The 25,901-nt window shown below is 74.5% G+C and carries 24 protein-coding genes; 10 read left to right on the top strand and 14 right to left on the bottom strand.

The features are described from left to right. Positions 1–87: 87 nt before the first annotated feature. Positions 88–927, bottom strand: a complete 840-nt coding sequence (locus ACFOYX_RS24580; RefSeq protein WP_322442804.1) for a hypothetical protein — start codon at positions 925–927, stop codon at positions 88–90. Between the two features lie 225 nt (positions 928–1,152). Between ACFOYX_RS24580 and ACFOYX_RS24575 the strand changes: the two genes are divergently transcribed. From ACFOYX_RS24575 to ACFOYX_RS24560, 4 genes are all read left to right on the top strand, one after another. Next, positions 1,153–1,821, top strand: coding sequence for a 50S ribosomal protein L11 methyltransferase (locus ACFOYX_RS24575; protein ID WP_322442805.1), 669 nt, complete (start codon positions 1,153–1,155; stop codon positions 1,819–1,821). Positions 1,822–1,830: 9 nt separating this feature from the next. Then, positions 1,831–2,994, top strand: a complete 1,164-nt coding sequence (locus tag ACFOYX_RS24570) for a cytochrome P450 (protein ID WP_322442806.1) — start codon at positions 1,831–1,833, stop codon at positions 2,992–2,994. A 126-nt stretch (positions 2,995–3,120) separates the two neighbouring features. Next, a complete protein-coding gene (locus tag ACFOYX_RS24565; RefSeq protein WP_322442807.1) occupies positions 3,121–4,056 on the top strand; it encodes an ATP-binding cassette domain-containing protein in 936 nt (311 codons plus the stop codon). Further along, a complete protein-coding gene (locus tag ACFOYX_RS24560) occupies positions 4,053–4,874 on the top strand; it encodes an ABC transporter permease subunit (RefSeq protein WP_322442808.1) in 822 nt (273 codons plus the stop codon). Before ACFOYX_RS24565 ends, ACFOYX_RS24560 begins: the two co-directional genes overlap by 4 nt. Before the next feature lie 33 nt (positions 4,875–4,907). Here ACFOYX_RS24560 and ACFOYX_RS24555 read toward each other — a convergent pair whose 3' ends face one another. The 3 genes from ACFOYX_RS24555 to ACFOYX_RS24545 all read right to left on the bottom strand — a co-directional run bounded on the left by ACFOYX_RS24555 (position 4,908) and on the right by ACFOYX_RS24545 (position 8,538). After that, positions 4,908–5,585 carry a response regulator transcription factor gene (locus ACFOYX_RS24555; RefSeq protein WP_322442809.1) on the bottom strand — a complete coding sequence of 226 codons (678 nt, stop codon included), beginning with the start codon at positions 5,583–5,585 and terminating at the stop codon, positions 4,908–4,910. After that, positions 5,582–7,213, bottom strand: a complete 1,632-nt coding sequence (locus ACFOYX_RS24550; protein WP_322442810.1) for a histidine kinase — start codon at positions 7,211–7,213, stop codon at positions 5,582–5,584. The genes ACFOYX_RS24555 and ACFOYX_RS24550 overlap by 4 nt, the downstream gene beginning before the upstream one ends. An 80-nt stretch (positions 7,214–7,293) precedes the next feature. After that, positions 7,294–8,538 carry a cation:proton antiporter gene (locus ACFOYX_RS24545; RefSeq protein ID WP_322442811.1) on the bottom strand — a complete coding sequence of 415 codons (1,245 nt, stop codon included), beginning with the start codon at positions 8,536–8,538 and terminating at the stop codon, positions 7,294–7,296. A 218-nt stretch (positions 8,539–8,756) separates the two neighbouring features. On the opposite strand from ACFOYX_RS24545, the gene ACFOYX_RS24540 reads away from it, so the two are divergent. The 3 genes from ACFOYX_RS24540 to ACFOYX_RS24530 are packed head-to-tail and all read left to right on the top strand — an operon-like array spanning position 8,757 to position 10,767. Continuing rightward, positions 8,757–9,092: a TcmI family type II polyketide cyclase gene (locus ACFOYX_RS24540; RefSeq protein ID WP_322442812.1), complete on the top strand. Its 336-nt coding sequence runs from the start codon at positions 8,757–8,759 to the stop codon at positions 9,090–9,092. Further along, complete coding sequence (locus ACFOYX_RS24535) at positions 9,089–9,517, top strand: cupin domain-containing protein (RefSeq protein WP_322442813.1); 429 nt, start codon at positions 9,089–9,091, stop codon at positions 9,515–9,517. Before ACFOYX_RS24540 ends, ACFOYX_RS24535 begins: the two co-directional genes overlap by 4 nt. Then, positions 9,514–10,767, top strand: coding sequence for a beta-ketoacyl synthase (locus tag ACFOYX_RS24530; RefSeq protein WP_238453254.1), 1,254 nt, complete (start codon positions 9,514–9,516; stop codon positions 10,765–10,767). Before ACFOYX_RS24535 ends, ACFOYX_RS24530 begins: the two co-directional genes overlap by 4 nt. A gap of 59 nt (positions 10,768–10,826) precedes the next feature. Here the strand turns inward: ACFOYX_RS24530 and ACFOYX_RS24525 are convergent, their stop codons facing one another. Then, positions 10,827–11,066 carry a hypothetical protein gene (locus ACFOYX_RS24525; protein WP_322442814.1) on the bottom strand — a complete coding sequence of 80 codons (240 nt, stop codon included), beginning with the start codon at positions 11,064–11,066 and terminating at the stop codon, positions 10,827–10,829. A gap of 313 nt (positions 11,067–11,379) precedes the next feature. On the opposite strand from ACFOYX_RS24525, the gene ACFOYX_RS24520 reads away from it, so the two are divergent. The 3 genes from ACFOYX_RS24520 to ACFOYX_RS24510 all read left to right on the top strand — a co-directional run bounded on the left by ACFOYX_RS24520 (position 11,380) and on the right by ACFOYX_RS24510 (position 16,480). Beyond that, complete coding sequence (locus ACFOYX_RS24520; RefSeq protein WP_322442815.1) at positions 11,380–13,146, top strand: tryptophan halogenase family protein; 1,767 nt, start codon at positions 11,380–11,382, stop codon at positions 13,144–13,146. Between the two features lie 64 nt (positions 13,147–13,210). Next, a complete protein-coding gene (locus ACFOYX_RS24515; protein ID WP_322442816.1) occupies positions 13,211–13,726 on the top strand; it encodes a flavin reductase family protein in 516 nt (171 codons plus the stop codon). A gap of 978 nt (positions 13,727–14,704) precedes the next feature. After that, a complete protein-coding gene (locus ACFOYX_RS24510) occupies positions 14,705–16,480 on the top strand; it encodes a BTAD domain-containing putative transcriptional regulator (RefSeq protein ID WP_322442817.1) in 1,776 nt (591 codons plus the stop codon). A gap of 129 nt (positions 16,481–16,609) precedes the next feature. Here the strand turns inward: ACFOYX_RS24510 and ACFOYX_RS24505 are convergent, their stop codons facing one another. The 9 genes from ACFOYX_RS24505 to ACFOYX_RS24465 form a co-directional block, all read right to left on the bottom strand. Continuing rightward, a complete protein-coding gene (locus ACFOYX_RS24505; protein ID WP_322442818.1) occupies positions 16,610–17,995 on the bottom strand; it encodes an acetyl-CoA carboxylase biotin carboxylase subunit in 1,386 nt (461 codons plus the stop codon). After that, positions 17,992–18,528 (bottom strand): acetyl-CoA carboxylase biotin carboxyl carrier protein, encoded by a 537-nt coding sequence (gene accB, locus ACFOYX_RS24500; protein ID WP_322442819.1) that lies wholly within the window; start codon positions 18,526–18,528, stop codon positions 17,992–17,994. The genes ACFOYX_RS24505 and accB overlap by 4 nt, the downstream gene beginning before the upstream one ends. A 1-nt stretch (position 18,529) precedes the next feature. Beyond that, on the bottom strand, positions 18,530–20,248 hold the full coding sequence (locus ACFOYX_RS24495; RefSeq protein WP_322442820.1) for an acetyl-CoA carboxylase carboxyltransferase subunit alpha/beta: 1,719 nt from the start codon (positions 20,246–20,248) through the stop codon (positions 18,530–18,532). Between the two features lie 133 nt (positions 20,249–20,381). Continuing rightward, entirely contained in the window at positions 20,382–20,729 is a 348-nt protein-coding gene (locus ACFOYX_RS24490) for an antibiotic biosynthesis monooxygenase (protein ID WP_109800969.1), read from the bottom strand. Beyond that, positions 20,729–21,481 carry an SDR family oxidoreductase gene (locus tag ACFOYX_RS24485; RefSeq protein WP_322442821.1) on the bottom strand — a complete coding sequence of 251 codons (753 nt, stop codon included), beginning with the start codon at positions 21,479–21,481 and terminating at the stop codon, positions 20,729–20,731. Before ACFOYX_RS24485 ends, ACFOYX_RS24490 begins: the two co-directional genes overlap by 1 nt. A 51-nt stretch (positions 21,482–21,532) precedes the next feature. Continuing rightward, positions 21,533–22,003 (bottom strand): SRPBCC family protein, encoded by a 471-nt coding sequence (locus tag ACFOYX_RS24480; RefSeq protein ID WP_238455189.1) that lies wholly within the window; start codon positions 22,001–22,003, stop codon positions 21,533–21,535. Position 22,004: 1 nt separating this feature from the next. Further along, positions 22,005–22,262 carry an acyl carrier protein gene (locus ACFOYX_RS24475; protein WP_322442822.1) on the bottom strand — a complete coding sequence of 86 codons (258 nt, stop codon included), beginning with the start codon at positions 22,260–22,262 and terminating at the stop codon, positions 22,005–22,007. A 38-nt stretch (positions 22,263–22,300) separates the two neighbouring features. Then, positions 22,301–23,536: a ketosynthase chain-length factor gene (locus ACFOYX_RS24470; RefSeq protein ID WP_322442823.1), complete on the bottom strand. Its 1,236-nt coding sequence runs from the start codon at positions 23,534–23,536 to the stop codon at positions 22,301–22,303. 188 nt (positions 23,537–23,724) lie between these two features. Then, complete coding sequence (locus ACFOYX_RS24465) at positions 23,725–25,818, bottom strand: multicopper oxidase family protein (RefSeq protein ID WP_322442824.1); 2,094 nt, start codon at positions 25,816–25,818, stop codon at positions 23,725–23,727. Between the last annotated feature and the right edge of the window lie 83 nt (positions 25,819–25,901).

The raw sequence follows: 25,901 nt of genomic DNA, 5'->3' as shown, positions 1-25,901 counted from the left end.
AGATTTTGTAAAGCAGATCGGCCTCCCGAAACCCGCCGGGGCCGGGAGGTCTCCCTCCCGGCCCCGGCCACCCCCGATCGGCGGCCCCTACCGCCACCGCCGCGCCGGCGGGCGCTCGAAGGCCAGGCCCGGGTCGCCGTCCGCCGCCGCGTTACCGTCCGAGCGCACCAGATGCCGCAGCCGCAACAGCAGACCCGCGCCGAGGAAGAGGAGCAGGCCGCCGAGCAGGAAGGCGCCCTGCACCACCCCGAACCGACCGGACTGCGCCACCGGCCGGCCCGCCGCACCCGGCGGCGGCAGCTCGGCCACCGCCTCGTCGCTCGGCGTCGCGTACTCGCCGGTCTCGTCCGCCGCCGGCTCCGAGGCGGCCGGGTCACGCGGCGGGGCGGAGCTCTGCGTCTCGCTCGGCGTCGCCTCGACCTCCTCCCCGATCACCTGCCGCGTCGCCGTCTGCCGGGCGAGCAGGCGCAGGTTCTCGTCGTACGCCTCGGCGGCGAAGCTCACCCGCCCCCGGGTGACGTCCTCGGCGAAGGCCACCCGGTAGCGGGCGGTGACCGTCCGCCCGGGGCAGAGCGTCCCCGGGTCCAACTGCCGGTCGGTCAGCCGGGCCACGTCCCCCTCGGTGCGGATCTCCAGCGGGAACGAGCCGCTGTCCTCCACCCGGTCCACCTTCACCTGGTCCAGCCGCAGGCCCTGCACGCCGAGCACCATCGACCAGCGCACCTTGACGCAGTCACCACCGTCCGACCGGGAGACCACGGCGGAGACGGTCTCCGCCCCGTCGCCGGCGGTGAACTCGTCCGGCAGCCCGCTCAGCTCGGTGGCGAAGCCGGCCGCCGCCCGCGCCGGCGCGGTCGCGCCCAGACCCGCCCCCGACAGACAGGCCAGCACCACCCCGATCCGCAGCGCGTTCCGCCACACGCTCACCACCGCCTCGTCCTGCCGTCGGTCGCGTCCACCTGGCAACGCTATGAGCGGTCCGGACAAGCCGGTAGACGGGCGTGTTCGCACCGGTCGCCAAGCGCGGGGGGCGATTTCACGGGCAGTGGTGAACCGGTCACCCGGCCGCCGCGACACGCCCGGGATCCTGTTCGGCCGCCGGTCCTGGGGCCCGCCCGGCGGCCGGACCGGTGCCGGGGGCAGAATCACCGGGTGTCCGACCTGTCCGCGGCCTTCGTCCGGCTGCACGCCCGGCTCGCCCCGGTCGCCTTCGTCCCCGAGGTGCGGCTGCACCAGGCCGACGAGCCGATCGGGCTGTGGGAGCTGACCGAGGGCGAGTTCCGCAGCGCCCAACCCCCGCCGTTCTGGGCCTTCGCCTGGGCCGGCGGGCAGGGCCTGGCCCGCTACGTCACCGACCATCCGGACCTGGTCGCCGGCCGCCGGGTGCTGGACCTCGCCGCCGGCTCCGGTCTGGTCGCCATCGCGGCCGCCCGCGCCGGCGCGGCGTCCGTCCGCGCCGTCGAGGTCGACGAGCGGGCCGTCGCGGCCGTCGCGCTCAACGCCGAGGCCAACGGGGTACGCGTCGACGCCGAGCTCGGCGACATCCTCGACGGCGATGCCGGGGCCGCCGAGGTGGTGCTGGCCGGTGACGTCTTCTACAGCGAGGCGATGGCCCGGCGGGTGCTGCGTTTCCTGCTCCGCGCCGCCCGGTCCGGCGCCCGCGTGCTGGTCGGCGACCCGGGGCGGGCCTTCCTGCCCCGGGAGCGTTTCCGCCAGCTGGCCGCGTACGACGTGCCGGTGCCGGAGGCGCTGGAGAGCGTACGGGTGAAGCGCACCACCGTGTGGGAGCTGGATCCCGCGCCCCCGGGGGCCGCCCGCTAGCGTGTCGGCGTGCTGTTCCGGGGCTGGGGCGAGTCCGTCGACCGGCGGTGGCCGGACCTGGCGACCGTCGTCGACCACGTCGGCGTCGGGCACCTGGTGGTCACCCGGCACGCGCTGGTCAAGCAGGTGCTCACCGACCCGGTCACCTTCCGGCCGGACAACGCCCTCGACGCGGTGACGCCGATGCCGGTGGCCGCCCTGCGGGTGCTCGCCGGGCACCGCTTCCGGCTGCCGCCGACCCTGGCCAACAACTCCGGCGCCAGCCACCCGGAGATCCGCGGCATCGTCGCCGACGCGCTGCACCCCACCCGCGTCGCGGCGCAGCAGCCCTGGCTGACCGCGCTGGTCCGGGATCGGGTGGCCCGGCTCACGGCCGACCTCGACGCGGGACGCGCCGTCGACCTGTACGCCGAACTCGCCGCCGACCTGCCATTGCTGGTGCTGGCCCGCCTCGTGGAACTGCCGGACGCCCCGGTCGGCGCGGTCAAGGACTTCGCCCGGGCCGCGCTGGAGCTGTTCTGGGCGCCGCTGGACGTCGAGCGTCAGCGCGCGCTCGCCACCGAGGTCGGCCGGTTCCACACCGTGCTGCGCGGGTTCGCCGCCACCGGCGGCGGGCTGGCCGCCCGGCTGCGGGCCGCCGGGCACTCCCCCGACGTGGTGGTGGGCGCGCTGTTCTTCCTGCTGGTCGCCGGCCAGGAGACCACCTCGCAGTTCCTCACCCTGCTGCTGCACCGGCTGACCGGCGAGCCCGAGGTGCGCGCGGGGCTGCGCGCCGGCGAGGTCCCCGTCGGCGACGTGGTCGAGGAGGGTCTGCGGCTGGAGCCGCCGATCGTCACCTGGCGGCGGGTGGCCGCGGTGGACACCACGCTGGGCGGTGCGGCGGTGCCGGCCGGCACCAGCATCGTGGCGTGGCTGGCCCGGGCCGGCCGGGACCCCGAGGTGGTGGCCGCCCCGGCCGAGTTCCGGCCCGGACAGCCCGGTTCGCGCCGGCACCTGGCCTTCGGGGCGGGGGCGCACCGCTGCGTGGGCGCGCAACTGGCCCGGATGGAGGCGGCGGTGGTGGTCGCCGAGGCGGCCCCGCTGCTCGACGGGGTGACCGTGGTCCGCCCGCCCTGGTGCCCGGACAACCTGACCTTCCGGATGCCGGACGCGTTCGTCGTCCGCCGCGCCTGACCGCTCCGACGCCGCTGCCGGCCCTCCGGTGCCGTCGTTGACCGCCCGCCGGTCCTGACGAAAGTCGGGGTCGGTCGACGACGATCGGCAGCGGTGCGCGGTGGGTCCGGTTCGTACCGTCGGCGCATGATCACATTACGTGGGTTGACGAAACGGTTCGGGGGGACGACGGCGGTCGACGGCCTGACCGTCGACATCGCGCCCGGGCGGGTGACCGGCTTCCTCGGGCCGAACGGCGCGGGCAAGTCCACCACCATGCGGATGGTCCTCGGGCTGGACCGGCCGACCGCCGGCGAGGCCCTGGTCGACGGTCGGCCGTACCGGGCCCTGCGACACCCGTTGCACGAGGTGGGGGCGCTGCTGGACGCGACCGGCGTCCACCCGGCCCGGTCCGGCCGGGCGCACCTGCGCGCCATGGCCCGCAGCAACGGCATTCCGCTGCGCCGGGTCGACGAGGTGCTCGGCCTGGCCGGCCTCGACGGACGCGCCGCGGACAAGCTGGGCCGCTCGCTCTCCCTCGGCATGGCGCAGCGGCTCGGCATCGCGGGCGCGCTGCTCGGCGACCCGCCCGTGCTGCTCTTCGACGAGCCGGTCAACGGGTTGGACCCCGACGGGGTGCGCTGGATCCGGGGGCTGACCCGGACGCTGGCCGGCGAGGGGCGGACCGTCCTGGTCTCCAGCCACCTGATGAGCGAGATGCAGCAGACCGCCGACCAGCTCCTGGTGATCGGCCGGGGCCGGCTGATCGCCGACGCGCCGGTCGCCGAGCTGATCGCCGCCAGCGCGAGCGCCGCGGTCCTGGTCCGCGGCCCGCAACCGGTGGCGCTGGCCGCGCTCGGCGAGCGGCTGGCGGCCGAGGGGGCCACGGTGACCCCGCACGGCGCCGACGGCCTGACCGTCGCGGGCGCCGCCGCCGAGCGGGTCGGCGACCTGGCGTACGAGCTGGGGGTGCGGCTGCACGAGCTGACGCCGGTGACCGGCTCGCTGGAGCAGGCGTTCATGGAACTCACCGCCGACAGCGTCGAGTACGCCGGCGGCGCCGTCGGAAGCGAGGCCCGATGAGCACCCCCCGCACCGTCGCCCCCGCCCGACCGGCGTCCCGACCCGTCCCGGCGGGCGGCCCATTCACCGGCGCGGTGGCCGCCGAGTGGACCAAGCTCTGGTCCGTCCGGTCCACCTGGTGGACGCTGCTGGCCGGCGTGCTGGTGATGGCGGCCACCGCCGGGCAGCTCGCCATCTACGCGGCCAACGCCAACACCGACGACGACCCGGCCAACAACCCGGGCGTCGTCACCGTCGGCAGCATCGTGATCGGTTCCCTGGACCTCACCCAGTACGCCGTCCTGGCCCTCGGGCTGCTCACGGTCACCTCCGAGTACGCGACCGGCACCATCCGGACCACGCTGCGCTGCACCCCGTCGCGCGGCCGGATGCTGCTGGCCAAGGCGGTCGTGGTGGCGGTGGTGACGTTCCTGTTCGGACTGCTGCTCGGCGGCGTCGGCGCGCTGGTGGCGGGACCGGTGCTGGGCGGGTGGGGCCGCGTACCGGTGGCCGGGACGCTGGGCGACGTGCTGGCCGCCGCGGTCTACTTGGCGCTGGTCGCGGTGCTGGCGCTGGGTCTGGCGGCGGCGCTGCGCGGTGCGGTGCTCACCCTGACCGTGCTGCTCGCCGTGCTGATGATCGTGCCGCTGTCGCTCCAGGAGCCGCGGATCACGGTGCTCACCCGGATCGCCGACGCCTTCCCCGGCGTCGCCGGCGCGCACTTCATGGCCGGGGACACCGACCCGTACCCGGCGGCGGTGGGAGTGTTGCTGCTCGCCGGCTGGACGGTCGCCGCGCTGGCCCTCGGCCGGGCCGCGCTCCGGCGGCGGGACGCCTGACCCGCCGCGGGACGGGGGTCGGGGCGGGGCTGGTCAGCCGGTCGGTGGGACCAGCCCCGCCTCGTACGCCAGAATCGCCGCCTGCACCCGGTTACGGACGTCGAGCCGGGTGAAGATGCTGGTCAGGTAGCTCTTCACGGTGCCCTCGACCAGATGCAGCCGGCGGGCGATCTCGGCGTTCGACAGCCCCGCACCGACCAGCGCCAGTACCTCCCGTTCGCGCTCGGTCAGGCCGGCGAGCCGGTCCCGGGCGTACGGGCCGCGGGCCAGCCGGCCGCCGGTCAGCTCGATCACCCGCCGGGCCACCCGGGGCGACAGGTACGCCCCGCCGTCGGCCACCGCCCGGACCCCGGCCAGCAGCTCGCGCGGATCGCCGGCCTTGAGCAGGAACCCGCTCGCCCCGTGTCCCAGCGCCCGGGCCACGTGGTCGTCCTCGCCGAACGTGGTCAGCATGACGCTGGCCGTCTCCGGCACCAGCCGCCGGATCTCCGCGGCCGCGCCGATCCCGTCCAGCCGCGGCATCCGGATGTCCAGCAGGGCGACCCGGGGGCGGTGGGCGCGGACGAGTTCGACGGCGTCCCGGCCGTCGGCGGCCTCGCCGACCACCTCGATCCCCGGGTCCGCCGCCAGGATGGCCCGCACCCCGGCCCGGACCATGGTCTCGTCGTCGGCGAGCACGACCCGCACCGGGCGCTCGCGGTCCTCGCTCACCGGGTGATCCGCTCCTTGCTGGCCAGCCGGCCGTCAGCGAAGCAGAGCCGCCAGGTCGGCTCCGCGAAGGGGAAGTTGCCGTCGGTGTAGTACTCGCACCCGTCCGCCGCGTCGCCGTCCGGCGGCTCGGCCTGCCGCCGGGGCAGCCCCAGTCCGTCGCGCGGGTCGCCGACGCGCAGCCGCTCGTACCCGGGGCGGTCCAGCACGGCGCCGGCCGTGGCGAGCGGGTAGTAGACCAGCGACAGCACCAGGCCCAGCGTGACCGGGGCGCCGAACGCGATCAGCAGGCTGCGCCGCACCTCGCGTCGGGCGTCGCGCAGCCGTCGCGCGGACTCGCCGGACCGATCGGTCGGCGCGGTCCCGGGCCGGCCAGGGACCGGCCGTCCGGCCAGGGTGTCGGGCACCGGCCACCCGACCGCGGCATCGGGTGCCGGCCACCCGACCGCGACATCGGGCAGGACCGCCGGCGGGTCGTCGCCCGCCGGCCCGTCGACCGTCAGCGGCAGCCGGGCCGAGACGGCGAACCCGCCGTCGCGCGGGCCGGCGTCGAGGACCCCGCCGGTGAGGCGTACCCGCTCGCGCAGGGCGAGCAGACCCGAGCCGTGGGCGGGCGGGCCGGGCAGCGGCGGGCCCGCCGGCGGGGCGTTGACCACCCGCACGTCCACAGTGTCAGCGGCCGGGGCGAGGGTGACGGTGACCGCAGCGCCGGGGGCGTACCGGGCGGCGTTGGTCAACGCCTCACGGACCACCCGGTGCGCGGCGTGCGCGACCATCGGCGGCAGGTCCAGGTCGGCCGGCGCTCGCAGCTCCACCGTCATCCCGGCGTCGCGGGTGCCCTCCACCAGCTCCGCCAGGGTCTCGTCGGTCGGCCGGACGTCCGACGGCCGCTCCTCGCGCAGTACCCCGATGATCTCGTGCAGCCGCTCGGTCGCGGCGGCCACGCTGGCGCGCAGCTCACCGGCGGCGGCGCGGTGGGCGGGGGCGAGGTCGGCGGCGACCTCCAGCGCGGCGGCGCGAAGCGCGATCAGGCTCAGGTCGTGGCCCAGCGAATCGTGCATCTCGTGGGCGATCCGGGCCCGTTCCCGCAGCCGGATCCGGTCCACCGCGCCACGCCGCTCCCGGTCCACCGCCTCGGCGTGCCGCCGCTCGGTCGCCGCCAGCGCCCGCTGCTGCCGCCGGTGCCGGCCGAGCAGCCAGGGGAACACCCCGCCGAAGAGCAGCACGGACGCCAGCAGGTACCAGGTCGCCGGCCCGGTGCCGAGCAGGCCGAGGTTGAGCCCGGTGCCGGCGGCCGCGATCGCTCCGAAGACCGCGGCGGCCCGCGCGGTGCCCGCGCCGCGCCGTCCGGCGAGATAGCTGAAGACCGGGATGGCGAAGACGAAGTTGCCGTCGAGCAGCGAGCCGAGCACCACCGCCACCAGGGCGGTCAGTGGCAGCCGCCGACCGGCCCCCACCGCCAGGGCGAGCAGCGCCAGCGAGGCGACCAGCAGGAACACGGCGGCGGGCGGGCGGGGTGGGGTGATCCCGGCGTACCCGATCGGCGCGGCCAGCGCGGCCCAGAGCAGCAGGTCGCCGGCCCGCCGCCGGTCCCCGAGCAGGCGCCTAGGACGCCACCACCGCGTTGCCACGGCGGTCAGGCTACCGGCGGGCGGCCGGCCCGGACACCGACGAAAGTCAGGTGTCCGCCGGACCGGCCGGGGCGCGGCGGTCAGCCGGGGTGGGCCGTCGGCACCGGGGCGGCCGGGGCGTAGCGCACGGGTGGGTAGAGCACCCTCAGCAGCGGTCCGGCCATCGCGGTGGTGAGCACCGCCATCACCACCATCAGCGAATAGAGCCGGGTGTCCAGCAGGGTCAGTTGCAGGCCGATGTTGAGGATGACCAGCTCGGTCAGGCCGCGGGTGTTCATCAACGTGGCCAGCGCGCCCGACTCCCGGGCCGGCAGTCCGTTGGCCCGGGCCGCCAGGTAGGCGCCGACGAACTTGCCGCCGATCGCCACCAGCAGGATCAGGGCCAGCTCGCCCAGCCCGGTGGGGCCGACGGCGGAGAGGTCGACCCGCAGGCCGGCGACGATGAAGAAGACCGGCAGCAGCAGCACCGAGCTGACCTGGCCGACCCGCTCCAGCAGTTCGGCGCGGAGCGCGGCGCCGCCCTCGCGGGGCATCACCACGCCGAACAGGAACGCGCCGAAGATGAAGTGCAGCCCGACGGCCTCGGTGGCCGCGGCGGACAGCAGCGCACCGGCCAGCACCACGGCGAGGGTGCCGCTGGTCAGCCGCCCGGCTCGCCGCTGCGCCGTGGCCGCCCGGCTCAGCAGGGGGCGGACCAGCAGGAACATCACCGCCAGGTAGGGCAGCACCAGCAGCAGCCGGGCCTGGTCGGCGGCGGCGCCGGCGACGGCCACCACCATCGCCAGCATCGACCAGGCGAGGGCGTCGTCGACCGCCGCGCAGGTCAGGGCCACCTGGCCGACCAGGGTGTGGCTCATGTTCCGGTCGGTGAGGATCCGGGCCAGCACGGGGAACGCGGTGACCGACATCGCCGCCCCCATGAACAGCGCGAAGCTCAGCGGGTCCCGGCTCGGGTGATCGCGGATCAGGTACAGCGACAGCAGGGCGCCCAGCCCGAACGGCAGCACGATGGAGCTGACCGAGACGCTGCCGGCCAGCCGGCCCCTGCCGCGCACCAGCGCGTGGTCCAGTTCGAGGCCGACGATGAACATGAACAGCGCGACCCCCAGGTTGGCCAGCGCGGCGAGGAACGGCCGGATGTCGGTGGGGAAGACCGCCTCGGAGACGGCGCCGGGCAGCAGCGTGGGGCCGAGCGCGATCCCGGCCAGCACCTCGCCGATCACCGGCGGCTGGTCCAGCCGGCGGGCCAGCGCGCCGAGCAGGCGGGCGGCCACGATGATGATCGCGAGGGCGAGCAGGAGGCGGGCGGCCTGGGTGGTCGACATGGGTCCTCCGACCGGACGTCCGATGGTTGACCCGGGGATCGTCACACCGTCGCCTCGGGGGCGGCTCGACCACGGGTCGAGGGCCGCGGCGGCACCGTCGGGGCGGGCGTCCGCGGCCGGCGGCGGGTCGCCCGGCCGCCGAGCCGGGTTCGAGTACGGCTCCAGCCGGCGCTGTGAGCATGTGCGGGCCCATCGGAGCGGACGCCAGGAGGATCACCGTGCACCGCACCTTGATCATCGCGAAGTTGAAGACCGACGAACCACAGCGCATCGGCGACGTCTTCGCCGAATCGGACGCCACCGATCTGCCCCACATGATCGGTGTCTCGCGGCGGCTGCTGTTCACCTTCCACGACCTCTACCTGCATCTCGTAGAGGCCGACGCCGACATCTCGCCCAACCTGTACCAGGCCCGCAGCCACCCGCTGTACCAGGACATCAACACCCGGCTGACGGAGTTCGTGTCGCCGTACGACCCGAACTGGAAGGAACCGAAGGACGCGATGGCCGCCCCGTTCTACGTGTGGACGGCGAAGGACGGGAGGACCCGGTGACCGCGACCCGCGAACTGCGCGTGCACGTCGGCCAGGTGACGCCGAACCGACGCCGCGGCGGCGACATCCGGCTCACCCTCAGCCCGAAGACGGTCGGCTGCACCTCCGGGTTCGGCGCGGTGCTCACCCTCGCCCCCGGCGAGTACGTCACCGAGCACTACCACCCGTACTCGGAGGAGTTCCTGCACGTCGTCGACGGCGACCTGGAGATCCGGCTGGACGGCGAGCCGGTCCGGCTCGGCCCCGGCGACTCGCTGCTGGTGCCGATCGGGGTGAAGCACCGGCTGGTCAACACCGGCGACGCGGGCGCCCGGGTGGTGTTCCACCTGTCCCCGCTGGCGCCCCGGCCCGAACTGGGGCACGTGGACACCGAGGAGCCGACCCGGCCGGAGGCGGCGAACCCGGACGTGGGTGGTCCGGCATGACCCGGTCGGTGGTGGTCACCGGGATCGGCGCGGTCGCGCCGGGGGCGGTCGGCCGGGAGGCGTACTGGGAGCTGCTGGCCGCCGGCCGGACCGCGACCCGGCGGATCAGCCTCTTCGACGCCGGTGCCTTCCGGTCCCGGATCGCCGCCGAGGTGGACTTCGACCCGCGGGCCTGCGGGCTGACCTCGGCGGAGATCCGGCGGATGGACCGGGCCGCGCAGTTCGCGGTGGTCAGCGCCCGGGAGGCGATCGCGGACAGCGGCCTGGACCTCGGCGCCGGCGACCCGGCCCGGCTCGGGGTGAGCATCGGCAGCGCGGTCGGCTGCACCATGGGCCTGGAGCAGGAGTACGCGGTGCTCTCCGACGACGGCCGCAACTGGCTGGTGGACCACAGCTACGGGGTGCCACACCTGTACGGCTACATGGTGCCGAGCACCCTCGCCGTGGAGGTGGCCTGGACGGCCGGCGCGGAGGGGCCGACGGCGCTCATCTCGACCGGCTGCACCTCAGGGCTGGACGCGGTCGGGCACGCGGTGGAGCTGATCCGGGAGGGCAGCACCGACGTGATGGTGGCCGGCGCGACGGACGCCCCGCTCTCCCCGATCACCTCCGCCTGCTTCGACGCGATCAAGGCGACCTCGCCGAACAACGACGACCCGGAGCACGCCTCCCGCCCGTTCGACGCCACCCGGGACGGTTTCGTGCTGGGCGAGGGGGCGGCGGTGCTGGTGCTGGAGGAGAAGGAGGCGGCCCAGCGGCGCGGGGCCCGCATCTACGCCGAGATCACCGGTTTCGCCAGCCGCAGCAACGCCTTCCACATGACGGGGCTGAAGCCGGACGGCCGGGAGATGGCCGAGGCGATCCGGGTGGCCATGTGCCAGGCGCGCATCGATCCGTCCGACGTGGACTACATCAACGCACACGGCTCGGGGACCAAGCAGAACGACCGGCACGAGACGGCCGCGTTCATCCGGGCGCTCGGCGAGCGGGCGTACCAGGTGCCGGTCAGCTCGATCAAGTCGATGATCGGGCACTCGCTGGGGGCGATCGGATCCCTGGAGGTGGCGGCCTGCGCGCTGGCCCTGCAACGCCAGGTGGTGCCGCCCACCGCGAACCTGCACCAGCGCGATCCGGAGTGCGACCTGGACTACGTGCCGCTGACCGCCCGGGAGCACCGGATGGACACCGTCCTCAGCGTGGGCAGCGGCTTCGGCGGCTTCCAGAGCGCCATGCTGCTCGCCCGCGTCTGACCCCGCACGAACGAACCGGCCGCCCACGTCGCCGTGGGCGGCCGGTCGTCGTCGGTCGGTCAGCGGGCGGTCCCGGCCGGGTCGGCCGGGTCGGCCGGGCCGGCAGGCCGGACCGGGCGCTGCTCGGCGGGCCGCATCGAGCGCAGCGGGGGCGGCGCGGCGGGCCGGCCCGGGCGGGCCGGAGGCGGCGGGAAGCCCAGCAGGAACAGTCCCTGGATCTGGGCGCCCGCCCAGAGCAGCCGACCGATCCGCACCAGTCTCGACGGGTACCCCGCCCCGTTGCCGTCGTCCGCCACCATCGCCCGCCCCTTCCGTGTCCGCCGGCCCGCCGCGGCAGCGGCCGGCCGGCGGCCAGCGTGGCGCGTACCCCTCGAACCGGCCTCGACCGGCGAGCGAGCCGGCGGGTGCGCGCGGAGCGGGCCCGGCGCGGGCCCGGGCACCCTGAGCGACGCTCCAGCGGGGTTCGAGCCGGCCTGCGCACAGTGGCCGTGGCCGGGTCGATCCCGGTCGGCGGCACCGGCGCCGACGGGTCCGGACCCACCCGGGCGGCACCCCGCCCCGCCCGGACGGAGCCGGCGGGGCCATCCATCCAACGACGGTCGGGAGTGCGGAATGTACGGAAACATGGGCGGCTTCGGCGGCCCCACCACCAGGACCCAGCTGGACACGCTCGTCGAGAGCCTCACCGAGTCCGACGCGGACGCGGTACGCGACTGGCTGGGCGGCGCGAACGGTCAGGGCATGCCGGGTGTGCTCAACCCGCGGGCGCTCACCCAGCACCACGAGGCGGTGGCGAGCGACCGGCGGCGCCCGGCCGACGACGACCCGCAGGGGGTCCGCTCGGTCGGCGTCATCGGCGGCGGCACCGCCGGCTTCATGGCCGCGCTGGCGCTGAAGGCGAAGCGGCCGTGGCTGGACGTCACCCTGGTGCAGTCGAAGGAGATCCCGATCATCGGCGTCGGCGAGGCGACGGTGACCTACATGGTGATGTTCCTGCACCACTACCTGGGCATCGACGCCAACGAGCTGTACCGGAAGGTGATGCCGACCTGGAAGCTCGGCATCAGGTTCGACTGGGGGCCGGCGGACGACGAGCCGTTCATGGCCACCTTCGACTGGCACCACCATTCCATCGGCGGCCTCGGCGCGCTGGACGCCACCGGCAGTGTCAACGGCTTCACCCTCCAGTCGCTGATGATGATGGCCGACCGCTCGGCGGTCTTCGAGGTGGACGGCAAGCCGGTCTCGCTGATGAAGTACCTGCCGTTCGCGTACCACCTGGACAACGCCCGGTTCGTCGGCTACCTCACCGAGCTGGCCGAGCAGCGCGGCATCAAGCACGTCGAGGCGCGGTTGGCCGACGTGGTGCTCGGCGGCGAGGAGTGGGTCGACCACCTGACCACCACCGACGGGCGCGAGCTGACGTTCGACTTCTACGTCGACTGCACCGGCTTCCGGTCGATGCTGCTCGGCAAGACCCTCGGCACGCCCTTCCACAGCTACGCCGACACGCTCTTCACCAACTCGGCGGTCACCGGCAACATGCCGCACGACGGGGTGCTCAAGCCGTACACCTCGGCGACCACCATGCAGGCCGGGTGGACCTGGAACATCCCCACCCCGGAGAGCGACCACATCGGCTACGTCTACTCGACCGACCACATCAGCGACGAGCAGGCGGCCGACGAGATCAAGGAGCGCTTCCCCACCGTCGACGGGCTGCGCCAGGTGCGCTTCCGCAGCGGCCGGCACGACAAGGCCTGGCGGGGCAACGTCTACGCGATCGGCAACTCGTACGCCTTCGTCGAGCCGCTGGAGTCCACGGGCCTGCTGATGAGCGCGCTCTCCATCCAGGCGATGGTGGCCACCCTGCCCACCTCGTGGTCCGAGACCCCGGCCCGGGACGTGGTCAACCTCGGCCTCGGCCAGCGCTGGGACGCGATCCGCTGGTTCCTAGGCATCCACTACAAGTTCAACACCAAGCTGGACACCCCGTTCTGGAAGGACGTCCGGGAGCGCTGCGACGTCTCCGGCTTCAAGCCGCTGCTGGACCTGTACGCCAACGGCGCGCCGCTGACCCGGCGGGACCCCTTCCTGCTGGACCTGGCACTGGGGGCGGCACCGACCTTCTTCGGCCTCGCGGGCATCGACAACCTGCTGCTCGGCCAGAAGGTGCCGGCGACCCTGCTGGAGCGCACGGAGACCAACGACGACTGGTGGCAGCGGCGCAAGGCGGCCGACGCCCTGGTGGCGAAGGCGATGACCCAGGCGGACGCGCTGAAGGCCTTCGCCGAGCACCCGGAGCTGAACAAGCAGTTGCTGGAGGACTTCGACAGCTGGGCCGGCCGGCACATCGCCCCGTACATCGGGATGAACTGACCGACGCCGGGGGTCCGGTCCGGCGCGCCGGCGGACCCCTGCCCGATCCCTGAGGTGGTGCGACGTGACAGATTCCCTCGCCGAGCGGGCCGCCGGGCCCACCTCGACCGACTTCCGGGGCCTGATGGCCGAGTTCCCCACCGGCGTGGCCGTGCTGACCGCGTTCGGGCCGGCCGGCCGGCCGCACGGCATGACCTGCTCGTCGGTGTGCAGCGTGACGCTCAGCCCGCCGACGTTGCTGGTCTGCGTCTGGCGCGGCAGCCCCACGCTGGCCGCGATCGTCGCCGGTTCCCGCTTCGCGGTGAACCTGCTGCACGACCGCGCGTCGCAGACGGCGCGGCTGTTCGCCTCCGGCGACCCGGACCGGTTCTCCCGGGTGCGCTGGGACGCCGGGCCGGAGGCGGCGGGGCCGCACCTGGCCGACGACGCGCTGGCCGTGGCGCACTGCGCCGTGGCGCGCACCGAGCCGGTCGGCGACCACGTGGTGGTCTTCGGCGAGGTGCGGCGCATCGTCCGCCAGCCGGGCCGGGATCCGTTGCTGTACGGGCAGCGCCGGTTCGCCGCCTGGCCGGCCGGCTGACCGCCGGCCATCCGCACTGATCCCCGGGCCCGGGGATCGTGTCGTTCCGGCCGGGGTCGGTCCCGGGCCCGGGAATCGGGTCGCCGCCCGCTCGGGCCGTTGCCCGTGCACGGAAATTGTGTCGTTCGGGGGTCGAATCCACTTCGTGGAATCCGCCCCGAAGCAACCATTGCAAATTGCACGTGATGCGATCACTGTCGGTGACACGCCTGCCGTAGGAGAGGTCCCCGCGACGAGGTTCCCGACGGGCCGGGCGACCCGGGCGACCGCTTGCCGCGGGCCCGCCTCGCGCAACGCCGTCACCACGGCCGACGGGCGTACGGCGGCGCCGTCCGGAGGGCTTTGTCCAGATTCCCATTATTGGGTCGCTTGACAATGTTTTCTCCGCTGACCGGGACCAATACAGCGACTTTCCGACAGTCGGCCGTCCGCCATTTGTTACCGAATGTTTCGGGTACTCTCGGTAAGGAAAGAGCCGGTCGGATCGAAAGCCGGAGATCCGACATTGCGCGGGCGCCCACAATGACGGATTGTCGGACACCGTGGGATCCGTATCGAGCTTTCCGGGCGAGGAAGGGCGGGCCGGTGCGGCCGTCCGAGCGCGCGGGTTCAAGGGAAACACCCCGACTGTCCGGTTTTGGCCGACCCCCCGTCCCCCCGGCGAACCGTCGGAGGCAGGGGTCAACCGATTGGTGGATATTAATGCGTTGCGCATCCACCCCGCTTGTGCATTCGCCCGGCGTTTGCCGCGAAAAGGGACGAGCGGAGGACTTCGAGAAAGGGGGCTCTATCCGCGCTCCAGCGCTTTTCGAGCGGTGAAAGATGGCATCGACCCAGCCTGATACCAGGCACTCTCGAAGTCGACGTCCGACCCTGGTGCGGGGGCGGATCAGCAGCGACTTCGACCACAAGGGGGAAGTGGTTGTCGTGCAGATTTCGATCCTAGGACCGCTGGAGGTGGTACGCGACCGTGCGGTCGTGACACCCTCGGCGCCCAAACTCCGCCGAGCGCTCAGCCTTCTCGCGCTCAACGGCAACGTCGTCGTGCGGACCGACCAGATCATCGAGGAGCTGTGGGAGGACAACCCTCCCGCCAGCGTCACCACCACACTCCAGACGTACGTCTACCAGCTGCGCAAGCTGCTGCGGCTCGGCGTACCCAACGCCCGGGGGCAGCTGCCCCCCACGGCGGGGACGCCGTCGCTGCGGACCTCCGCCTACGGATACGTCCTCTCGCTCGCGCCGGACGCCCTCGACGCCCGCCGCTTCGGCCGGCTGGCCGCCCTGGGCCGGGCGCAACTGGAGGCGGGTGATCCAGCCACCGCTGCGGCCACCCTGGCCGACGCGCTGCGGCTCTGGCGCGGTCCGTCCCTGGTGGACGTCAGTCTCGGGCCGCTGCTCCAGGTCGAGGCGTTGCGACTGGAGGAGATGCACAAGAGCGCCCTGGAGTCCCGCATCCAGGCCGACCTGCAGCTCGGCCGGCACCACGAGGTGCTGGGCGAGCTGACCGCGCTGGTGGCCAAGCAACCCACCCACGAGGGCTTCCACGCCAAGCTGATGCTCGCCCTCTACCGCGCCGGGCGCCGCCCCGACGCGCTCGCCGTCTACCAGAACCTGCGCACCGCGCTGGCCCGGGAGCTGGGCCTGGACCCGTCGCTGGACACCCAGCGGCTGCACCGCTCGATGCTGGAGGGGGACCTCGCCCTGGAGCCACCGCCGGCGCCGGCCGAGCCGGCCGCCGTCGTGGTCCGGTCGGCGCCGCCCAGCCAGCTGCCGCCCAAGGGGCCGGCGCTGGTCGGCCGGGACACCGAGCTGGCGGCGGTGCTGGCCGCGCTGGGCCGTACGCCCCGCAACGCCCCGGCCGTGGTGGTCGTCGCCGGGCCGCCTGGCTGCGGCGCCACCGCGCTCAGCGTGCACGCCGCCCACCAGGTCCGCGACCACCACCCCGACGGCCAGCTCTACGCCCGGCTGCTGGACGGCGACGGCGGGCGGGCCGACCTGGGCGAGGTGCTCGCCGGGTTCCTGCGGGCGCTGGGGGTGCCCGACGAGGCGCTGCCGACCTCGCTCGACGAGCGCAGCCGGATGTTCCGCTCGCTGACCGCGGACCGGAACGTGCTCGTCCTCCTCGACGACGTGGCCGACAGCGAACAGCTGGCGCCGCTGCTGCCGTCGAGCCGCGCCAGCGCGGTGCTGGTGACCAGCCGGCGTCGGCTCTCTACGCCGTCCATCAGCGAGACCCTCCACCTGCCCCCGCTGGACGTCGACGGCAGCCTGCAACTGCTGGCCGCCGCGATCGGCCGGCGGCGGATCGAACGGGAACCGCTGATCGCCCGCGAGCTGGTCTACCTCTGCGACGGGCTGCCGTCGGCGCTGCACGTCGCCGCGTCGATGCTGCTCTCCCGGCCGCACTGGAGCATCGCCCGGCTGATCGCGTGGAAGCGGCGGGAGATGGACCGCCCCTGCGGCGACCCGCTGCGGCTGCGGGCCAGCGTGGAACGGACGTACCGGCTCGCGCCGCGGGCGGTGCAGACCGCGCTGGGCCAGCTCGCCGGGCTGGTGCAGCAGCCGGTCTCGCTGGGCACCGCCGCCAGCGTGCTCGGCGTCGACGAGCACGCCGCCGAGTCGGTCCTGGAGGAGTTGGTGGAGCTGCACCTGATCGGCGCCGAGCCGCCGGACGACCAGCTCGTCGGGTACAACTACCGGTTCCTGCCGACCCTGCGCAGCATCAGCCAGCAGCTCGCGGTGGGGCGCTGAACCCGCCCCCGGGTCGGCTCCACCGGCCCGGGGGCGACGGCCCGGAAACGCCGACGGCCGCGACGGTCTCTGACCGTCGCGGCCGTCGCCGCACCTGCTCCCCGGGGTGACGCCGCCGGGACGGACCCGTCACCCGGCCAGGCGTACGCCCGGCGCCGCCGCCATCTCGTCCAGCAACGCCGTGGAGTGCTCCGCCGCCCGGAACACCGGGTCGGCCAGCACCTCCCGCAGCCGGGGCACGGTGGTGCGGACGCCCCGCCCGGCGATCCGGAACTCGGCCAGCGCCCGGTCCATCCGGTCCAGCGCCTGGTCCCGGTCCGGCCCCCAGACGATCACCTTGGCCAGCAGCGAGTCGTAGTACGGCGAGATCCGCCAGCCCGGGTAGGCGTGGGTGTCCACCCGGACGAACGGGCCGCCGGGCGGGACGAACTCCGTCAACTCCCCCGGGCAGGGGGCGTAGTCCCGGGCCGGGTCCTCGGCGTTGACCCGGCACTCCACCGCCACCCCGCGCGGCCGGACGTCGTCCTGCGTCACCGACAGCGGCAGGCCGGCCGCCACCCGGATCTGTTCGCGGACCAGGTCGATGCCGGTGACCGCCTCGGTGACCGGGTGCTCCACCTGGATCCGCGAGTTCACCTCGATGAACGCGGTCTCCTCGCCGGCCACCAGGAACTCGAAGGTGCCCGCGCCGGTGAAGCCGACCGCCCGGGCGCCCCGTACCGCCGCCTCGGCCAGCGCGTCGGCGATCCGCCGGGGCAGGCCCGGGGCCGGGCTCTCCTCGACGAGCTTCTGGTGCCGGCGCTGCACCGAGCAGTCCCGCTCGCCGAGGTGCACCACGTTGCCGTGCCCGTCGGCGAGCACCTGGATCTCCACGTGGCGGGCGGGTTCCAGGAAGCGCTCCAGGTAGACCCGGTCGTCGCCGAAGACCGAGCGGGCCGCGGCCCGGGTGGCGCGGAACGCGGGCAGCAGGTCCTCCGCGCGCCGCACCACGCTCATCCCCCGGCCGCCCCCGCCGGCCGCCGCCTTGATGATCACCGGGAAGCCGACCCGGTGCCCGGCGGCCAGGATCTCGCTGGCGCTGCCGACCGGCTCGAGGGTGCCCGGCAGCACCGGCAGGCCGGCGTCGGTCATCAACCGCCGGGCCAGCGACTTGTCGCCGAGGCGCGCCATCACCTCCGGCCGGGGTCCGATGAAGACCAGCCCGTTGCGGGCGCAGATCTCGGCGAAGTCGGGATCCTCGGAGAGGAACCCGTAGCCCGGGTGCACGGCCTGCGCGCCGGTGCGCAGCGCCGCCTCGATCAGCGCCGGCGGGTACAGGTAGCTCTGCTTGGCCGGCCCCGGTCCGATGTGCACCGCTTCGTCGGCGGCGCGCACCGCCGCCGACTCGCGATCCGCGGTGGAGTACGCCACCACGCTGCGGATCCCCATCTCCCTACAGGTACGCACCACCCGCAGCGCGATCTCGCCGCGGTTGGCCACCAGCACCGTGTCGAAGGTGGCCTCCCGCCCGCTCACTCGCCCTCCCAGGGCTCGATCACCAGCAGCGGCTGCTCGTACTCGACCGGCTCGCCGTCGGCCACCGCGATCTCGACCACCCGCCCGGCCAGGTCCGCCACCAGCGGGTTCATCAGCTTCATCGCCTCCACGATGCCGACCTGCTGGCCGACCTCGATGATGTCGCCGACCTCGACGAACGGCTTGGCGCCCGGCTCGATCGCCCGGTAGAAGGTGCCCACCAGCGGTGACCGCAGCTCGTGCCGGCCGGCCTCCGCGCCGGCGTCGACCTGCGTCGCGGGCGTCTCGGCGAACACGGTGACGGGCGTCCCACCCCCGGACGCGGTCGCGTCCGGCCACTCGACGTCGATGCTGGCGCAGCCGAAACGGACGCTGATCCGGCTCGGCGCGCCGCTGACCGAGCGGGCCACCCCGAGGACGCTGCGGTGCAGCACCTCCATCGCGGCCTCGGCGTGCAGCACCGCCACCGCCGCGTCCAGCCCGCCCGGATCGGCCGGCACGGGGGTCGTGGTGGGAGCAGGAGTGATGGTCATGTCAGGGCCTCCTATCGTTGGTCAGACCGAACCGCCGGAATCGGGCCCGCCGCCTGGCGACCAGGGTCGGTCCGTCACTGGTCCGCAGCTCGCGCAGGGCGACGACCACGGCGTCCCGGACCAGCCGGGACGCGCGCGCCGGGTCGAGGTGGGCGCCGCCCGGCGGTTCCGGCACCACCCCGTCGACCACGCCGAGCCGCAGCAGGGACCCGGCGTCCACGCCCAGCGCGGCCGCCGCGTCGGCCGCCCGCTCCGGGCTGCGCCAGAGGATCGCCGCGCAACCCTCCGGACTGATCACCGAGTACGTGCCGTTCTCGGTCAGCAGCACCCGGTCCGCCACCGCCAACGCCAGCGCGCCGCCGCTGCCTCCCTCACCGGTGATCACCGTGACCACCGGCACCGGCAGGCTGCCCATCAGCGCGATGGACTCCGCGATGGCGACCGCCTGGCCCTGCTCCTCCGCCGCCAGCCCGGGGTGGGCCCCGGCGGTGTCCACCAGGGTCACGATCGGCACCCGCAGCTTCGCGGCGAGCCGCATCAGCCGGGCGGCCTTGCGGTAGCCGGCGGGCGAGGGCATGCCGAAGGAGTGCCGCACCAGTTCCTCGGTGCGGTGCCCCTTCTGGTGCCCGATCACCAGCACCGGCAGCCCGTCCAGCACCCCCAGGCCACCCACCACCGCCCGGCAGTCCCCCGCGCCGTCGCGGGCGCCGCGCAGCTCGACGAAGCCGTCCAGCCACTCGGTGAGGTGGTCGGTGAGGGTCGGCCGGTCGAGGTGCCGGGCCAGCCGGACCACCTCGGCGGGCGGTCGGCGGACCAGGGCGGCCGGGTCGCGCAGCACGGGGTCCACCGCCGCCCCACCCCAGTCGGCCGGCGCCGGGGCGGCCGCCGCCAGCAACTGGCCCAGCACCCACGGCAGCTCGCCCCGGGCGCGTACCCCGTCGACCAGGCCCCGCTCCAGCAGGAACTCCGCGGTCTGGAAGCCCGGGGGCAGCTCCTGGCGGATGGTCTGCGCGATGACCCGCGGGCCGGCGAAGCCCATCCGGGCGCCGGGCTCGGCGATGATGACGTCGGTCAGCGTGGCGAACGAGGCTGCGACCCCGCCGTACGTCGGGTCGGTCACCAGGGTGATCGTGAGCAGCCCCGCCTCGTCCAGGGCGCGCAGCGCGTTGCCGGTCTTGGCCATCTGCATCAGCGCCAGCGCGCCCTCCTGCATCCGGGCCCCGCCGGAGGCGGTGACGATCAGCAGCGCGCAGGAGTCGGCCAGGGCGGCCTCCGCGGCGGCGGTCACCGCCTCGCCGGCGGCCACCCCCAGGCTGCCGCCGAGAAAGCGGAAGTCCATCACCGCCACCACCACCGGGTGGCCCTGGATCCGACCCCGGACCACCCGGACCGCGTCGGCGAGGCCGGTGCTCTCCCGGGCCCGGGACAACCGGCCCGGGTAGTCGACCAGGTCGGTGAAGTTCAGCGGGTCGTGCACCGACTCCGCCGGCGTCACCGGTCGCACCGAGTCGGGGTCGAGCAGGCTGCGCAGCCGCTCGTCCACGGTCAGCCGGCTGTGCCACCCGCACTCCGGGCACACCCCCAGCAGCCGGTCGAACCGCTTGCGGTACAGCAGCACCCGGCAGCCACCGCAGGTCAGCCACTCCGCGTCGGCCGGGGTGGCCGGGACGGCCGGCGCGGCGGTGGCGCCCCGCGCCGGCGCAGGAACCGTACTGGTCATGTTCCGCTCCGATCGTCCGTGCCCGGCCTCACGCGGGGCGCGGGATTACCGCCGTCGGTTGCCGGTCGTGCGGTGCGGCCGGTCGCCCGCCCGGCGCCCGGTCCCCCGGCACGCCGGACGGGCGGCCGGCGCGTCACCGGACGCCGGCCCATTCCCCGTGGCTCCCGGCGCTCGCCGCGCCGGACAGGTGGGCGACCACCCGCATCGTGGTCATCGAGCCGCCCGACCGGTACGGGTGCAGCCTGGTCCGGTGCTCCAGGTGCCGGTCGCTGTGCTCGAACTCGCGGAACCGGGGCTCGTCCACCCAGTCGCTGACGATCCAGTAGACGCCCTCCTCCTCGTCGCGGGAGAGCCACTGCCCCAGGTTCGCCGGGTGGCTGGTGACGGAGTCGCCGACCTCCAGCCAGACCCGCTCGAACTCCTCCTGCATGCCGGGCTTGATCTGCATCCGCAGCATCACCCGGAACGGTCCCTCGGCCATCAGGAGATCCCCCCGTCGACGTGCACGGTGGCGCCGGTGACGTACCGGGACAGGTCGCTGGCCAGCCAGAGCACCGCCCCGGCCACCTCGTCCGGCTCGCCGAGCCGGCCCAGCGCGGTCTTGTCCTGGTAGCGCTTCGTCAGCAGCTCGCGCTGCTGCGCCGGCATCGCGTCCATCGCCTCGGTACGGATGACCCCGAGGGCGAGCACGTTGAAGCGCAGCCCCTTCGCCCCGTACTCCTTCGCCAGCGAGCGGGTCAGGCCGCGCAGCGCCGCCTTGGTGGCCGTGTAGTGGGCCCGCAGTGGGATGCCCACCTCCGAGGACTTCGAGCCGATGCTCACCACCGAGCCGCCGGCCGTCATCATCGGGATGGCCGCCTGGGTGACCAGGTGCACCGCGGTCAGGTTGGTGTCGATCACCTGCTGCCACTGCGCCAAGGTGAGCTGCTCGTACGGCACGTGGCTGATCGCGCCGGCGTTGTTGACCACCAGGTCGAGCCGGCCGAACCGGCTGCGCGCCTCGGCCATCAGCGCACCGACCTGCTCCGGGTCGGCCAGGTCGGCGCGGACCAGGTGGTGCTGGCCGCCGATCTCCTTGAGCTCGCGTTCCAGCGAGGTGACCGCCTCGCTCTCCTGCCGGTAGCAGGTGAGCACGTCGACACCGTGCCGGGCCAGGGCCAGGACGATGCCCCGGCCCACGCCCCGGGTGCCCCCGGTGACCAGGGCCTTCTTTCCGGCCAGTTCCAGATCCATCGTGGTTCCTCCATGTCGGTTCGCCGGGCCCGGTGCGCCCGGGCCGGGCGCTCAGCTGACCGGTACGCCCCGGCGGGCGGCGGCCTCGACCTTCTCCTTGATCAGCTGCTGCTGGACGGCGGTGTTGCGGTTGAGCCGCTCCTGCATCCCGGCGTCGTCGAGCGGGGCGCCGGGCTTCATCTCGAAGTCCTGCACCCAGCGCAGCCGCACCCCGCCCTCGACCGGCGTGTACTCCCAGAACAGCGACATGTACTTGAAGACTCCGGTCTCCACCCGGTGCGAGCGGACCGTCCAGGTCTGCCGGTCGGCCGCCCGGGCCGAGACCCAGGACCAGACCTTGCCGTTCTCGTCGGGGTGCAGGGCGAGCCGGAACAGCACCGAGCCGTCCGGCCGGCGGTCCAGCACAGTGGCCTCGGCGTACTCGCTGAACAGTCGCGGCCACGACTCGATGTCGTTGGTCAACTCCCAGACCAGTTCCAGCGGGGCGTCGATGACCACCGCGTTGTCGGTGTGCCCGGCCATCTCAGCCCACCGTCGCGAACTGCGCGTTGATGTAGTCGACGGTGCCGCGCGGGGTGGTCATCCGCTCCACCGCCTCGTCCGGGATCGGCACCCCGTAGCAGCGCTGCACGTGGCCGGCCAACTCCAGCATGGCCAGTGAGTCGTAACCCAGGTCGGCCAGCGGCACGTCGGCGATGTCGCCGGACAGGTCGGTGGACTCGTCGACCCCGGCGATGCTGCCCAGCAGCTCGCGAAGGTCGTCCAGGGTGAAGCTCGTCATCGCTCTCGCTCCGTTCGTCATGGATCGGTGGGTGACGGTCAACGGCGGCGGGACGTCCCGACCACCATGGCGGCGGTGAAGCCGCCGTGGCCCCGGGCCAGCACCAGGGCCCGCCGCAGCGGCAGCTCCCGGGGCTCACCGAGGACCAGGTCCAGGTCCGGGTCCGGGCGGGTCACCCCGACGGTGGGCGGGACGACCCCGTCCCGGACCGCGAGCAGCGCGGTGGCGACGTCCAGCGGCGCGCCGCCGCCGTACAGCCGGCCGGTGAGGGTCTTCGGGGCGGTGACCGGCACCCCGCGCCGGCCGAACACCGCGGTGATCGCCGCGGACTCGGCCGCGTCCAGGTCCGGACTGCCGGCGGCGTCGGCGAAGACCACGTCGACGTCGTCCGGCGCCAGCCGCGCGTCGGCCAGCGCGGCGGTGACGGTCCGGCGCAGCGCCGGGGACCGCCCGGAGCCGGGCGGCGGGTCGAAGCCGGCCGCGTAGCCGAGGATGCTGCCGTAGCCCTCGCCGGCCCCGCGCTCGCGGGCGTGCCGACCGTTCTCCACGATCAGGATGGCCCCGCCCTCGCCGGGCAGGTACCCGCTGGCCCCGGCGTCGAAGGGCAGGTACGCCCGGGTCGGGTCGTCCACCGTGGAGAGCCGGCCGGTGGCCAGCTGCGCGCTGAGGCCGTACGGGCAGAGCGACGCGTCGGTGCCGCCGCTGACCACCAGCCGGTAACCGGAGCGGGCCAGCCGGCGCGCCTGGCCGAGGGCGTCCAGCCCACCGGCCTGCTCGGCGCAGATCACCCCGCAGGGACCGCGCATGCCGTGTCGGATCGACACCTGACCGGTGGTCGCCGCGTAGAACCAGGCGATCGACTGGTACGCCCCGACCCAGGACGGGCCGTTGCGGTACAGCCGCTCCATCTCGTGCTGGCCGAACTCGGTGCCCCCGGAGGAGCTGGAGGTGACCACCGCCATCTCGTACTCCGGCAGCCCGGCCGGGTCGACGCCGGCGTCGCCGAGGGCGTCGTCGGCGGCGGCCAGGGCCAGGTGCGTCCAGTGGTCGGTCTGCGGGATCAACCGGCCGGGCACCCGCTCCCGCGCGGCGAAGCCGGGGACCTGCCCGGCGTACCGGACGGGGTAGCTCTCCGGGTCGAAGCGGGTGATCATGCCGATCCCCGTCTTGCCGTCCAGCACCGACTGCCAGTGCGCGTGGATCCCGATGCCGGTCGGCGCGGTGACCCCGATGCCGGTGACGACCGCGCCGACGTCGGCGTCCGATGCGCTCATCAGCACCACCTTCCCGTTGTGTGGCCGCGGGCCTCTCCTCGGGCCGCTGCCAGTGCACCTGGGAGCTGTCCAGTTCCTCTCAAGGCCGGCTCGACGCTCCGCGCCGGACGGAGAGCGGCGCGCGACGGCCGCCACCCCCCGCCCTGCTGGACGGGGGGTGGCGGCCGTGCGGGGGTGGGCCGGAGGCGCTATTCGGGGATGTTGCCGGTGGCCCGGCCGGCGTGGAACGGGGTGCTGATTCCCTCGTAGCCGAGGTGCATGGTCATGCCCATCGCGGCGTGCTTGAGGTTGTGGCAGTGGTCCATCCACAGTCCGGGGTTGTCGGCCCGGAAGGCCAGCTCGTAGGACTCCCCGGAGAGCAGGGTGACGGTGTCCAGCCAGAGTGGGCTGCCGGTGGCCCGGTGGCCGTTGCGGCTCAGCACCAGAACGTGGTGGCCGTGCAGATGCATGGGGTGTTCCAGGAAGCTGCGGTTGCTGATCGTCACCTTGACCAGCTCGCCCTCGCGCACCATCAGCATCGGCACGTGCGGCGAGACGTGCCCGTTGATCGTCCACAGGTAGTAGGGCTGGCCGTCGTAGAACCCCGGCCGGTTGTCCAGCACCAGGTCGAAGCTGCGGTCGAAGTCGCTGTCCGGTCCGAACGGGGTGGCCGCCGGGCTGCCGTACCGGGTGGCGTCGAACTCCGGCCCGTCGGTCAGCGGCGCCAGCTCGCCCTGCCCGTCGGGGCTGAGCAGCAGGCCGGCGCCGACCGCGGCCAGGTCGGTCAGCCGGACCGGCGCGGACGGCATGGTGAACTCCAGGTCGTACCGGCCGCCGCCGCCGAGCATCAGCTTGGTCCGGTACAGGTCGGTGGGGGCGTTGACCGGGCCGCCGTCGACCGCGGTGACCTTGAACGGCGTACCGGCCAGGGTGAAGTACTTGCGGAAGTTGTCCGCGTTGATCAGCCGGATCCGGACCGGGGCGCCCGGCGGGACGGATTCCCGCCGGAGGGTGTCGGCGGCGTTGAGGGTGCTGGTGTCGCCCTTGTCGGTGTCGAAGACGTGCGCGGCGACCACGAACTCGCGCACCCCGGCCGGACCCGGCTGGGCCGGATCGATGACCAGGGGGCCGAACAGGCCGCGCCGGACCTGGGTCGAGGACGCCTGGTGCGAGTGGTACCAGTAGGTGCCGACCTGCCCGGCGCGCCACCGGTAGACGTGGCTGCCACCCGGCGGCACGGCGTCCTGGGTGAGGCCGGCGACGCCGTCCTCGGCGTTGGGCACGTCCAGCCCGTGCCAGTGCACCGTGGTGGGCGTGTCCGCGGTCCGGTTGACCAGGGTCACCTCGACCAGGTCGCCCTGCCGGACCCGCAGCTCGGGCCCGGGGATCTGGCCGTTGAAGGCGGTCGCGTCGACGGTGGCGCCGGAGCTGAGCTTCAGCCTGGCGTCCGTGGCGACGAGGGTGAACCGCTTGTCGGGCTTGCCCGCCGGGCCGGTGAACTGGGTCAGCGGGCGGTCCGGCAGGCCGGCGCCGTGCGAGTGCGCCGAGTGGTCCACCGGTCCGGGGCCTGTGCCATAGGTCATCGCTTGCTCCGTCATGCGGTAGTCGTCGGGCAGCTTGCTGGTCTGCCAGTCCCAGCCGGCGTAGCCGCCGACCAGGACGAGGACGGCCGCGGTGGCCACCGCGACCCGGCGCACCCGGGCCGCGCCGCGCGGCAGTGGTCGCACCACCCCGTCCCGCACCCGGTCGGCGTGCCGGCGCCAGATCACCACCAGGACCAGGGCCACCACGCCGTAGCTGACGAGCGCCGGCGCCAGCAGCGGCGGAGCCGGCGCGAAGAGGATCATGACGAAGGAGACCAGCCCGCCCACGGCGACCGCGCGGGCCGGGAACGACACCCGCGGCGCGGCCGCGGCGCGGGACGCCGGCGGCGCCGCCACCTCCTCGGCGTCGTCCGGCGACGGCCGGCCGAGCCGGCGCAGCGCGGGCACGGTGACCAGCAGGGTGGCCAGCGTCGGCAGCGCCACCAGGGGTACGCCGATCAGCAGCCGGTCGGCGGCGAAGTGCCAGCCGTACCCGTAGAGCACCAGCGAGGTGACCAGCCGGGCCGGTACGAACAGCGCCCCGACGAGGACGGCGATCGCCAGTCGGCGGCTCGACCGGCGCAGCCGGGCGGCGGTGGGTGCGTGCGGCAGCCGGTACAACCGGCGGGCGAGCAGGGCCCAGTAGCCGAGCAGGACCAGGGCGACCATGAAGTCGTAGTTGAAGTTGTCGTCGTACGCGGGGATCGACGGCTCGAACACAGCTGTCCTCTCCGATAGGCGGGGGCGGGCGGCCGGTGTCGGGAGCCCGGGGGGACCGCGCGGGGCGCGCAGGCCCCCGACAC

It is taken from the genome of Micromonospora sp. GCM10011541 (assembly GCF_042650725.1).
Classification (GTDB): Bacteria; Actinomycetota; Actinomycetes; order Mycobacteriales; family Micromonosporaceae; genus Micromonospora; species Micromonospora sicca.
This window is presented reverse-complemented; position numbering and strand designations above follow the sequence as displayed.